Annotated in this window: 11 protein-coding genes; 1 reads left to right on the plus strand and 10 read right to left on the minus strand. The window is 33.9% G+C overall.

Going from position 1 to position 13,068, the window contains the following annotated elements:
* Window positions 1-399: 399 nt before the first annotated feature.
* On the minus strand, window positions 400-1,953 hold the full coding sequence (locus tag TYM08_RS14160) for a methyl-accepting chemotaxis protein (RefSeq protein WP_422379800.1): 1,554 nt from the start codon (window positions 1,951-1,953) through the stop codon (window positions 400-402).
* 183 nt (window positions 1,954-2,136) lie between these two features.
* On the opposite strand from TYM08_RS14160, the gene TYM08_RS14165 reads away from it, so the two are divergent.
* Window positions 2,137-2,706 carry a hypothetical protein gene (locus tag TYM08_RS14165; protein WP_422379801.1) on the plus strand — a complete coding sequence of 190 codons (570 nt, stop codon included), beginning with the start codon at window positions 2,137-2,139 and terminating at the stop codon, window positions 2,704-2,706.
* 18 nt (window positions 2,707-2,724) lie between these two features.
* On the opposite strand, the gene TYM08_RS14170 is transcribed toward TYM08_RS14165, so the two are convergent.
* The 9 genes from TYM08_RS14170 to TYM08_RS14210 all read right to left on the minus strand — a co-directional run bounded on the left by TYM08_RS14170 (window position 2,725) and on the right by TYM08_RS14210 (window position 12,875).
* Window positions 2,725-3,252 carry a hypothetical protein gene (locus tag TYM08_RS14170; RefSeq protein WP_422379802.1) on the minus strand — a complete coding sequence of 176 codons (528 nt, stop codon included), beginning with the start codon at window positions 3,250-3,252 and terminating at the stop codon, window positions 2,725-2,727.
* A 2-nt stretch (window positions 3,253-3,254) separates the two neighbouring features.
* Window positions 3,255-3,935, minus strand: a complete 681-nt coding sequence (locus TYM08_RS14175; protein WP_422379803.1) for a DUF6901 family protein — start codon at window positions 3,933-3,935, stop codon at window positions 3,255-3,257.
* Between the two features lie 9 nt (window positions 3,936-3,944).
* Entirely contained in the window at window positions 3,945-5,858 is a 1,914-nt protein-coding gene (locus TYM08_RS14180) for an ATP-binding cassette domain-containing protein (RefSeq protein WP_422379804.1), read from the minus strand.
* Window positions 5,859-6,088: 230 nt separating this feature from the next.
* A complete protein-coding gene (locus tag TYM08_RS14185) occupies window positions 6,089-6,940 on the minus strand; it encodes a transglutaminase domain-containing protein (protein ID WP_422379805.1) in 852 nt (283 codons plus the stop codon).
* A 13-nt stretch (window positions 6,941-6,953) separates the two neighbouring features.
* Window positions 6,954-7,361 carry a DUF4150 domain-containing protein gene (locus tag TYM08_RS14190; RefSeq protein ID WP_422379806.1) on the minus strand — a complete coding sequence of 136 codons (408 nt, stop codon included), beginning with the start codon at window positions 7,359-7,361 and terminating at the stop codon, window positions 6,954-6,956.
* A gap of 48 nt (window positions 7,362-7,409) precedes the next feature.
* Window positions 7,410-8,315, minus strand: a complete 906-nt coding sequence (locus TYM08_RS14195; protein ID WP_422379807.1) for a DUF3540 domain-containing protein — start codon at window positions 8,313-8,315, stop codon at window positions 7,410-7,412.
* 23 nt (window positions 8,316-8,338) lie between these two features.
* The gene (locus TYM08_RS14200) at window positions 8,339-10,450 is read right to left on the minus strand and encodes a pentapeptide repeat-containing protein (protein ID WP_422379808.1); all 2,112 of its coding nucleotides are present in this window, start codon (window positions 10,448-10,450) and stop codon (window positions 8,339-8,341) included.
* Between the two features lie 13 nt (window positions 10,451-10,463).
* Complete coding sequence (locus tag TYM08_RS14205) at window positions 10,464-11,492, minus strand: pentapeptide repeat-containing protein (RefSeq protein WP_422379809.1); 1,029 nt, start codon at window positions 11,490-11,492, stop codon at window positions 10,464-10,466.
* Window positions 11,493-11,495: 3 nt separating this feature from the next.
* Window positions 11,496-12,875: a DUF2169 family type VI secretion system accessory protein gene (locus tag TYM08_RS14210; protein ID WP_422379810.1), complete on the minus strand. Its 1,380-nt coding sequence runs from the start codon at window positions 12,873-12,875 to the stop codon at window positions 11,496-11,498.
* Window positions 12,876-13,068 lie beyond the last annotated feature (193 nt).

A 13,068-nucleotide genomic window follows, 5' to 3' on the forward strand; every position in this document is an offset into this window, starting at 1 on the left:
TATTCCAATTATCATTTGGTTTAAAAATAATATGAGATAAACAATTAATGGTGTAAGTTTAATTTTTTATTTTATTCAACCACTTAATTATGACATGACAAATTAATGAAAATGGCCCACTAAATAAAAAACCTATCCTAAAAAATTAACACTATTATTTTTAAAATTTAGTTTTCTAAAATGTTCTTTTAATAAATAAAATGATAAAAATTTAAGCATTTTCCATTATAGTTTTCACTACGTAAATTTTAAGTTAGTGAACATCATTGTTCAAAAAATACGATTTAACTTTTATACATAGTCATATCATCACTCTAAAAAATAGAGTAAGTTTATTTTCAATACATATTTTTTATACAAAAAATAATTATACTCAATGTTTCTAAATCACTAAGAAAATTAGCATTTAAATTTTTGTAGAATCACTTGGATTTCATTAAATTTGTTATTCACAATTTCACTTTGTTGAATATTTTGCTCTGATAAATTATGGGACTTTTTACTGGCTTGTTGAATCACACTTACAAAATCTGTTGCTTGTAATGCAATGGTACTTTGGCTGTTTGTTGTAGATAAAATCTCATTATTTAATTGATCAATAATTCCTACTTCATCGGCAATGTTATTAAAAATAGTGACCAGTTGATCTGCCTGTTCTAATGATTGCAATGCAAAATCACTGCTGTTTTGCATGGTTTTCACAGCATGCCCAGATCCATTAAGTAATTGTTCAATTTGTTCACGTATTTGTTCTGTGGATTGTTGCGTTTTACCCGCTAATGCCCTTACTTCATCCGCCACAACCGCAAACCCCCGCCCTTGTTCACCTGCTCGAGCAGCTTCAATGGCTGCATTTAGAGCCAATAAATTAGTTTGCTCGGCAATTGAACGAATCACATCCAATACAGAACTGACCTGTTCACTGATTTTGGATAAATTTTCCACAGCACTTCCTGCTGAAGTAATTTCGTTACTTAATTGTGATGCTATGGATTTGTTTTCTGCAACATGCTTTAACCCGCTTTTAGACATTTGCGATGCATCTTTTACAATATTTGTCACCGAAATCACATTGTTTGTATTTTTTTCAGTATATTCATTTAATAGTTTGACCGAATTTAATACCTCATTTAGCTTTACATCTTTATCTAATAAATTCAATTTGACTTGATTTGCTGCATTTTTGGCAAATTCAATCGAATCTGACTGCTGGGCTCCCAACACTTTTATCTGCTGAATCATAGACTGTAGTTTAATTACAAAACCATTCACCGACTTAGATAGTTTAATTAATTCAGGTGTACCTATTTCTTCAATTCGTGCGGTTAAATCTGCATTTCCACTGTTTAAATCTTCAGCTAAATTGGAAATTTTACTTAATGGTGAAATCACTTGGCGATGTAACGCCCACACGATCATTACCCCCACTAAAATCATCGAAAGGGTCATAGTGACCACAATATTGATTAAAATAGAATTTAAAGAAGCTAACAACACTGAGAGATCCCAGTTAACTATTAACCAACCTACTTGGGTTTCAGTTTTTACATGGATAACAGGCACTTTTTGAAATAACCATTTATTTACAATTAAATAATCAACACTTTTATTTGACACAAATGCATTTAACCCTGAAAGAGCATTAACATCTTCTTCCAAATAATTAACAAGTATATTGTCTTCCATATCTAAAACTCTACCACCTAAAAAAGCGGTATGATTACTTGCTAGTTTTTCAAAACCATCTATGACAATTGAGTTTTTATTAAATCGAACTCCATTAACAATCTCTTCAGCTAGATTGATAGAAATAACACGATGGCTATTTAAATATTGATCTGTAAATTCGGCACTTAGTTTCGTATTCAATAAATAAGCACCAATAGAAGTACTCATGACAAAAAACAACGCAAACAAAATAATGACGCGCTGCAATATTGTTAAATTTTTCATACTTTTTACCCTAATAAACAATGTATTTTGTTTATAACTATTAATTAAATTCTTAATGCCTGAATTTAACCGAATCATCCAGAACTTCCTTTAGTGTAGATGAAAATTATTTTTTAGTAATAAATACACTTTTTATTTTATTGCCTATACTGATTTTTATTACTCAAAAAGATAGGTACTACAATGATGATTAAAATCGCTCTTCCTGCATTATTAGCATGCACATCTGCACTTGCTATTTCTCATGAATTTTCAGAACCAATGGAAGATCATTTAAAAAATGAAGCTATGGGTTGGATTAATAATTCAGCGGTTATCAATGCAATTAACACCCAGAACATGAAACATGCCGGCTTAACTAATGCTGCAATTTTAGAATTAGATGGTAAGTGGCGCTCTGGAGTCAATTCAGGTAATTCAATGTTAATTGACTCACTATTAAGTAACGAACTTTCTCAATATTTAAAAGGTGTCAAAGATGAATATGCAGGGCTATACACCGAAATTTTTGTTATGGATAATAAAGGTTTAAATGTAGGACAATCGGATATTACTTCTGATTATTGGCAAGGTGATGAAGGCAAATGGCAAAACACCTTTTCCAAAGGTGCCAATGCCTTTGAAATTGGTGATTTAGAAGAAGATGAGTCTACTGGTGAATTTCAATCGCAATTAAGCACATCAATTGTTGATCCAGCTACTGGCAAAGTGATTGGTGCTGTAACCATTGGCATTGCGATTGATGGTTTATAATTTTCAAATAGAATGCAATTAACCTGCATTAAATTCAGGGCTATTTGCATTCATTGAAAACTCTTTTAGTTCATTTAAATCCTCAATTAACGTTTCTATATATTGCTCATTGGTTTTTTCATTCCAAGAAATTGCGACATATTTTCTATGTACCTCAATGGCATTGATATCTAACGACTGTTTAGTCAAAAACACTTTCAAAAATTGTGGAATGTCTGCATCGAAATTTTTATTTTTCCACGTCCAACCATCGGGTAAATGAATCCCAGACTCACCTGTTGTACGTTGAATAAACCAAGTGTGTTCTATTTTTTGTTTTTCTTCTAAATGTAATTGAAAAAAAATATTTGGAATTGTTTTTTTGTTAACCCTGCCATTTATGGATAAATCGTCCACCATTAACTGTTTAACTTTAAGCCCTGAATTTATGGCTTTCATACGAATACTGGATTGTCTTTTTTGTCTTGGGGTAGGCTTAATATAAGCAAACGACCCAATAATCAGACAGCATGCTGCAAATAAAATTAACCATTCAATTGTACCCATTTTTATTCACTCACAAACAAAGGTTTCAGCCCTTGTAATTGTTGTTCTAACGAATTGGTTACACTAGAGGAAAGTGTAAAGAAGTTTAATAATGCTTTTAGATTTGAATCATTTTGACAAGCTGCATGAATTCTCTGCCAAATGGCTTGATTGACTAACTGTAATTGTTTGTTTAACTCAATTAACTCTGTTAATTCCCAGTCTCCCATTTTACCGTCTTGGTGTGAAAAATACTGACGCATCAAATAGGATTCTACTGAACGAATAATAAATTCATTTTGATTAGCAAATGGAAGATGCGTATAGGTCATGGGTTTTAATTTTTTTAAAATCGGGCAACTCGAATTGGCCATTACCAGCCCTAAAAGTGAGCGCAAACCTTGCTCGATTCCAGTGCGTTTACTGACTGTACGCTCTTGTGTGATAACTTCAACATCAATTTTTTTATATCCGGGTAATTGACTAAAATCGTTCACTATCGTTTCTATATCTAAAGCGGCAGGGCAGCGTTCTACCGTACCGACTTTGTAAGGACAATTGACACATTGCTCGTTTTCCAGTTTTGTCCAATCCGCAGGCTCTTTTGTACGCAATGCATGATTGTCATTATTGGTAATATCCACCTCAAAGCATAAATCTTTTTGCTGGGCATCATTAAATTTAAAACGATATTCAATGGTCATATTGTTTCTCTAGGACATTAATTCTTCGATTTCAACCCAGCGCTCTAATGAAGCGTCTAATGCTTCTTGAGCTTGAGTAAGTTGTGCTAACACTGAGGCACTTAAATCAGCCGATTGCGCATAAAAATCTGGCTGACAGGTTTGTTTTGTCAATTCTGCAATCTGTGATTCTAGGCCCGCCATTTTATCAGGCAATTCATCAAATTCACGTTGAACTTGGTAACTTAATTTCTTTTTAGGCTTAGTCGTCACAATTTTTTCGTTACTTGTTGTAACTGGCTCTACTTTTAAACCGCTTGATTGTTTAGGAGCATTGGTTTTTTTATTGAACACATTTGGCCAAACCCCACCTTGACGCTTCCAGTCATTAAAGCCACCCACGTAATGATTCACCGCACCTTCACCTTCAAATGCCCAAACATCGGTCACAACATTATCTAGGAACGTTCTATCATGACTGACTAATAACAATGTGCCGTCAAAGTTAAGCAATAACGTTTCTAGTAATTCTAATGTGTCCATATCCAAGTCATTGGTTGGCTCATCCATTACTAATAAGTTTACAGGTCGGCTGAATAATTTAGCCAATACTAATCGGTTGGCTTCACCACCTGATAAAACACTAACAGGCTGTCTGCAACGCTCAGGCGAAAACAAGAAATCTTCTAAGTAGCTGATGATATGACGGCGACGGCCATTAATATCAATAAAGTCGCTGCCTTCGCTTACAAAATCTTGAACGGTTTTGCTCATATCCAAGGCCATACGTTGCTGATCAAAATAGCCAACTTGTAACGTCGTACCGGTTTTAACAGAGCCAGAAGTTGGCTCAAGTTGACCCAATAACATTTTAATTAATGTGGTTTTACCGATACCGTTTGGCCCAATAAATCCAATTTTGTCGCCACGACGAACTAAACATGAAAAATCTTTAACTATGGTTTGACCATCAAACCCCACGCTTGCATTTTTAGATTCAAACACAACCTTGCCTGAGCTCTGACCGTTTTGTACATCGAAGTTCACTGAACCTTGACGGGTTAAACGCTGGCTACGCTGGTTACGTAATGATTCTAACGCGCGAACACGGCCTTCATTACGAGTTCGACGCGCCTTAATACCTTGGCGAATCCACACTTCTTCGTCAGCTAATTTTTTATCAAAATGCGCCCATTGCATTTCTTCATCGGCTAAGCATTTTTCTTTATATTCAACAAATTGCTCATATTTGCCTTTAAACGTTAAAAACTTACCACGGTCAATTTCTAATAAATCCGTTGCGACTGCATCCACAAACGCCCTGTCATGAGAAATAAATAACACAGCGCCTTTAAAGGATTTTAAAAACTCTTCTAACCAGTTAACCATTTCAATATCCAAATGGTTGGTTGGCTCATCTAGTAATAATACATCAGGGCTTTGAACTAACGCCTTACCTAACAACACTCGACGACGCCAGCCACCGCTTAAATCACCCATCGAATCTTCTGCATTTAATTCCAAACGTTGTAAGATTTGCTTGATTCGATTATCAACGTCCCAGCCATCTTGCGCTTCTATGATGTTTTGTAACTCAGTCAGTTTGTCCATATCCGGATCAGCACTGATAGAAATTTCGTTATATTCAGCAAGGGCGCTGACTACTTCGTGTACACCTTCGCTGATCACAGACTCAACCGTTACATCCATTCGATCGGGTAAGTCCTGTTGTAAATACCCAATTTTCAACGAGGCTTCTTTTCTGACCACACCCGAATCAGGAAGATGTTCGCCTTCAACAATTTTCAACATTGTTGATTTACCAGCGCCATTTCGACCAATAACACAAACACGCTGACCACGTTCGATATTCCAGTTTACTTCTTTTAATAAGTCGTGTTGACCAAAGGCAATGGAGACATCTTGAAAACTAATAAGGGGCATAAAACACTCAGATTGAAAAAAAGCGGTATTTTAGAGGTTTTTAAGGAAATGTACGACGAAATTAACAAAAAAAGACGGATTTAAACGATTTTAGTGAAATAAAGTGATGAAAACCTGGTGGGAATAACAGAAATTATTCTCAAAATTACACGTTGCAGCAGGCCCAAATCCATTAAATATTAAACCTTCGAAATTAAAAGGATGATTAATATTAGGCATACTTAAAACAGCTAATCTATTTTAGAAACGTCCACACTCACTTTTAGAGAGTTTCCACCTTTTGAATCCACTTTACCCTTTAACGGGCAAACATCATTATAGTCTTTTCCAAAAGCCATACGAATATGTCTATCTTCAACCAACATATTATTAGTTGGATCAAATTCAAGCCAACCTAAGTTAGGATCATAAACACCAAACCATGCATGGGATACATCTTTACCAGGTATATAAATTTTGTTGTCATCTAATTTAGTATCAACATACCCGCTGATATATCGCGCGGTTAAACCTATTGATTTAAGGCAAGCAACCGCAAAATGAGAAAAATCCTGACACACACCTGCTCGATTATTCAAACAATCAATAGTAGTACTTTGAATCGTGCTAATATAAGGATCAAATTTAAAGTCTTGATAAATTCTGTGAGTTAAATCTAAAGCGACTTTATACACCGTTTGATTTTGAGTTAACGACTGCATTGCATAGGATTTTATTGAGTCATTCACAATAGCCAATAAACTGTCTTCTTGATAATTTTTTAAATCCATTTGTTTCAAATTGATAGCATCTTGAATGATACAACTTTTTGAATAATCAAATTCAATTTGATTAGTAATCACATTATGTATGCTGGATATTCTTAAACTATGAATCTGTTTTTTAAATAAAATATTTGTCAGTTTATTTCCAAATGCATCTAATGATTCATTTTTAATAGAGCCAAAAGGATGCACTTGTAATTGGCGAAAACTGATTCGTTGCCAATCATTTTCAACTAAACTTAATTTTGAAAGCAACTCACAGGATTCAACTATTTGATCAAAACTAAACACATTATTATGAACAACTTGATATTTCACCTGTTTTCCACTTTTAAAATAATATTGTGACTTTAGTTTGAGAAGGCGTAGCATGACACCCAACTGGCATATTCGCATTACTGCCATTATGACCAAATATGCAGGTCTGATATACCGCCGCTTTACCTTCCACTTTGACTTTAGAGCTGCCTTTTTTAGGTTTTGCTTCCCCTCTTTTCTTACTTGAAATAATGCCACCTGCCAAACCTGGTTCATCACCAGATGATGAACCAACTTTACTGCCCATGTTAAAAGCCCCTTTATTTTTAACTTTTACTTTTTTGGATTCTTTTTTTGCTTGACTTAACATTGCCATATTTGGATATGGCAATGGAATAGGTCCAGCGGGAGGCATTGGCGTTTTACATACATCTGGAAATGTTTGAGTCATTCCCCCACCTTTTGAAGACATACCGAACATAATTTTCTCCTATTTAATTTGCCTTTAATTCAATTCTTGTTAAATGGCTTAACCCAAGTTAATTTTTTCACCATCGATATTCATTGCTTTTTTTGATTCAATATACGCTGACTGGCTTTTTAACTCCATTTGCGTTTTAACTAATGTTCTCATTCGCCCAGATCTTGTTTGATCTAACTTTTCCACATCTTTATATGAATTAGTCGCTTTGAGTTTTATCACATTAGCAATAGTTTCAATTTTATCAACAACCTGTTTCGAATGATTTAAAACAGATTTAAAAAATTGGCCAGTAAATAAGGTATTACTCACGTTTAATTTTGCTTGCTTGGCATTGACCGAAATAGATTCACTGCCTAATAACACGCCATTATTAGTAAAGTTAATACTCGATTGTTTATTATCCGAAGCAACATTTATAGATGCAGTACTTGCACTATTTAAATTAATTGCCCCCATTGATGTACATGAAATATTATTAGCACTTAAAAAATCAATATTACCGTTTTCAGCATTAAATGATATATCACCCTTAGGTGAATAAATTTTACTGGACTTTTTAACAGCATCATATTCAAACAATAGATAACCATTTTCATCAGTAACACTTAATGTATCAGTCACTTCATTTGAAACATATTTAGCACTAGCACCTTGCTTAGTAGTGATCTCTTGTTTTTCTTGAGTGTCTTTTTTACTATCTTTATTACTACCTGTTTCATTAATAACACCAATGATGTAACAAGTTTGGAAATTATCACCACTTACTAATACTTTATCACCCATTTTAAGAACATAATCGGTTGAAAGTGCATTAATGGTATTCACTACAAATGATGCCTGTTGATGCTCAAGCCTTACCCACATACCAGTTTCATCGATGCGAGTTAATATCGCAGGTTTTGTATAGTTTTGCTCAGCATGATTTGAAAATTGTTCAAACGTATGTAACATTTTATTCACCTTTCATTACTTTATTAAGCCTTAGCAGGCTTTGGAGGCAACCAATTTTCAGCCTTTTGTAGTACTGGATCGGTTTGCTCAACTAACAGTTTTATTGAATTTTGCCAAATATTATTTATATCCTGAGTACAATGGAAATTTGCCCCAGTCAAATCTGCTTTAATAAAACTTGAATCAACTACATTTGCATAAGATAAATCAACATACTCAAGATTCACATCATGCAATACACATTCGGATATCGTGGCCTTGATAAATTGTGTTTCATTCATCATAGAATTAGAAAAATTGTTTTTCTTTAATACTGCTCCATTAAAATGGATATATTTTAATTGACTGGATTCTAAATCACTATGTTCAATTTTAGCATTAGTAAAATCGCTAGCCAAACAGGTGATATTTTGCATTTTGCAATAAGAGAACGTGGTATTTGTAAAATCGCACTGATCCAAATTACTATAATCCAGATTCACCTTTGTAAAACAAGCTTCTGTAAAATCAGAATCTTGGAAATCACAAGCTGATAAATTTACATCATCAAATACAGATTTAATGAACGTCGCCATAATGCACTGCGTATCTTTAAATATCACACTAGATAAATCTTGGCCACTCATATCACTGCCGAACAATTTACAATAGGACAAATTCATTGCATAAATATTAATATTTAAAAAATCAACCTGCTCTAGTATTGCATCAGTAAAATCTACTTTTTCAAGATCGGATGAATCAAAACTTATATGGCTTGCTTTGACTGCTTGAAATGTAGATTCTTGTAACTGGCATTCAAACATTTCAATATCATTAAGTTCAGCCTTATTAAAATTAGACCCAATTAAATTAGCATTATTAAAAGAGGTGGTATCTAGTATACATGCCTCAAAAATAGAGCCTCTTAAATCGCTTTGTTCAAATTTGGCATTAGGTAATTTTGCATTTTTAAAATCACCTTGCTTAATTTCACAATTTTCAAACTCTGTTTGATCTAAATTCGCGCCATTAAAAACCGCATTATTGATCGAAGCATTATTGATAACACACCCAACTAATACGCTACCTGTAAAATCACAGCCATCTAGATTACAGCCACTTAAATTAGCACCAGTAAGATCCACTCCAGAAAAATTTGAATGCGATAAATCAGATTGATTAAAATCGGTATTCACAAACACGCATTGAGTAAAGTCAAAACCCAGCAAATGACTGCGCTCTAATATTGAATTAGAATAATCACCAGTTAACACATTCAAACCTTCCACTTCCATATTAATAAGATTTAAATTATTAATCGTTGCTGTTTTTAGGTTGATTTTTTTAGGAAGACAACTTTCAAATCTAGTATCTGATAATGTAACATTTTCGAATGTCATTTCATTTAATGAGCATTCTACAATTGAATTAAAGTTAAATTCCGTATTAGAAAAATCACATTGATTCAGCACACAACGCTGAAAATTTACTTCGTTTAATACTAAATTAGACAACACACTGCCCGTTAAATTTGAGTCAACAAAACTGGATTTAGAAATTTTTGCCAAGGGAAATTGGCTTTGCACCAAATCCATAAACTCAAAACTGCAATCACTTAATATCGCGTTATTTAAGTGACATTGAATCATTTGAGAATATTTAAATGTTGCCTGGTTCACCAATGTATTATCCAAGTTAGTTTGATTGAATATCACTTTTTCAATATTGGATTTTGATAAAATCGCATAGGACATATCTGCCCCACTAAAGTCAACAAACTGTAATTTCATACCAATTAAATTTTGATCATCAAATTGTTTTAATACTTTTGCAGTTAGTCCCATATCTGCAAATAACACATCTGCCTCACCGCCTTTTGTAACGGTTTGATCTTTGCCACTAAATGAACAGTCACTAAAATTTGCGCCTTTTAAAATTGTTTGTTTGAAGGTACAAGCTTTAATCATGCAATCTTTGAAATTAATATTACTTAAATCCAGCCCATCAAACTGAGAGTTCTCAATAATAAGCCCATTAAAATCACAACCTTTCAGATCAAATTTAGTAAAATCAACATCTGTGATGAAAGAAAGCTCATCTGGTTGTCTTGATTTTAGTTGTTCGATTAACTTTTTAACTTCTTCTGTTTTCATTGACGCCTACTTCTTAAGCTAATTTGGTTAGGGCTAATTGGGCACCATTAAATTTGGCGCCTTGAATACTCGCATCTAAAAATTCAGCTTCATAACAGTTACTGCCTGATAAATTCGCTGAATTTAAATTAGCTTTGTCAAAACTTGCTTGAAATAAGTTAGCCTGCTCTAAGTTAACGTTCATTAAATTGGCCTCTGAAAAATTCGCTTCTTTCGCATTCACCGCTTTTAGATTTGAATTTTCTAAGTTTGTATTGGTAAATATTGCATCAATTAATGAGCAATAAGAAAAATCACAACCTATAAATGATGCCTCTACCCAGTTAGATTCATTTGCCTGCGACTGGGTAAATGTGCAATCCGTAAAATGACTGCCTTCAAATATACGAATGCCCGTTAACTGTGCAAAGCTCATATTTACACCTTGAGCCTCACAATTGGAAAAACTACTTTTACTTAAATTAGCACCTTCAAAATTACAATAATTGAGTGAGGTCTCATCAAAATTAGAGCCAGAAAATTCACTTTTTTCAAACTTACTTTTTTCAAGTTTGGCTAATTCAAAATTAGCAAACTCGCCAAAACAATAACTAAAATCACAATATTCTGCTTGAGATTCAGACAAATTAGCATCAGTAAAATCGCACTCATGAAACACGGCATGAGTTAATGTCGCTGCATTCAAATCAACTTGGGTAAAATTTGTGGACTTTGCTTGAACATGATCTAAATTACTGTTTGCCATATTCGCAGATTCAAAAATACTATGATTTAAAATACAATTTTTTAATGAAATATTAGTTAAATCAGCTTCGCTAAAATCAACATAACTTAAATTAAGATCCGACAAATCCAATTCTGATAAATCTAATCCTTTAAACATTAAATATAACGAATCACTTTCTTGTGGAGGGTTCACCACTAATTCACTTAAATTCGATTGCAACTTAAAACTGGATTCAGTTTCTTCAGGCAAATCGGGACGATTTTCAAGTAACTGTATAATTTTCTCTCGAGTTAATTTGATTAAATCTTCATTCATGATTTATTTCTTTCCTAATAAAATATCAATGTCTTCTTGACTAATATCTTGCTCTTTTAGAGATTCAGTCATTTTTTCTTCCGCTTCTTTTTTGATTTGATCCGCCTGTTCTTGATCAATATCCAAACTAGCAAAATAATCATTTAATATTTTGGATGGATCATCACTATTAGCAATATCATCAATCACTTGAGGGTCTTGCCCCGCCGCTTTCATATCTTCTTTGAGTTTGTCAATTTGAGCAAAAAATGCTTTTTCTGCTTCGTCGTCACCAGCTGGTTCCTCTTTTTCTTCTTCGGGCTCTTCTTCTTGTTCTGGTTCGGGCTCAAATTCTGGCATTTCTAAGTCGTCATCTTCAGGTGTAATCATAAAAATGAAACGCTCTTGATGGACCTCTTTATCCTTGTCCGCTTCTTCTAGAGTCTTACAAGACACAAACAAATACGAAATTTCAGGATACGATGCACTAGAAACATCAACTACGGCCCGCCACACCAACATCATCCTGCGACTATCCATATCAACAGTCACTGTATCTAAGTTTATTTCTTCAACAGCAATAAACTCTTCCTCTTCGATATTATTTAAATAGCAGACAGGCATCACTTCAGGCAAACTTGCTTCAAACACAGGGTGATCAGGATGCATATTATGAAATTTAACAGGTTCATCGCCTTTTAAATATCCATCATAAATCAACTCAGGTTGAGCCGCATTAAAAAAGGCCCAATCAAAATCCTCAGGAAACCAAGGCCAGCGAGTATTTTGCCAATTTTCATCATAGGTTCCAGCAAGAGCAATACGCACTGGCCAAGCCTTATTAACTGCACCAAAACTAGCTGGCGCTTCTTCACCTTGATTTAGATCAATCACGTTAGGAAACCATTTGATACCTTGTTGATTCTTATCAATACCTTTACCTGCGGGGTTGGTCGGCTCGTCTTTACCCCCATAACTATTAGAATAATTAACACTCATCACAGAAAAATTATCCGCTTTACTTGCACTGCTCCCAGCTAAACCAGGCGACTCATATCGATCCCCTTTAATTAATAGTTTTTTCTCAATACTGTCCAAAGAAACTTTTACATGACACTCATTAACTGTTTCATTTTTAGGAGGGTAACAACTGCCATTAACAATAAAATCGGCATTATCTTTAAAAAAGGCAAAATCCGAATCGTATTGCAACCACCCCTTTGGGTTACCAAAGGCAAATTGATCACCTATGACAGGCATTTGTATTTCAGAAAACATAGCTGTTTCTTGATGTTTTAAATCAAAGGTGCCTTTTATAATAATGGTAAGGCTATCTTTTGGATGGTCTTTTTTTCCGGCTATCCAAGCCACTTGGAAGCGGGAATCGTTTACTAGTTCAATCACTGTTTTTTACTCATTTCATTTGTTATAAAGGAAAATATAAATTGCACTGAAATTATTAATCTAATTAACGGATTGACACCCAATTTCCAATAAATATCAAGGGTTGAGCTTAATCCTACTGTAAAACTATTTTATTGAATCTAATAATCACAAACAACCTCAGGTTTAAATATTCCTGAAGTACATCCTAATA

The sequence above is a fragment of the Marinicellulosiphila megalodicopiae genome (assembly GCF_045862395.1).
GTDB lineage: Bacteria > Pseudomonadota > Gammaproteobacteria > Pseudomonadales > Natronospirillaceae > Marinicellulosiphila > Marinicellulosiphila megalodicopiae.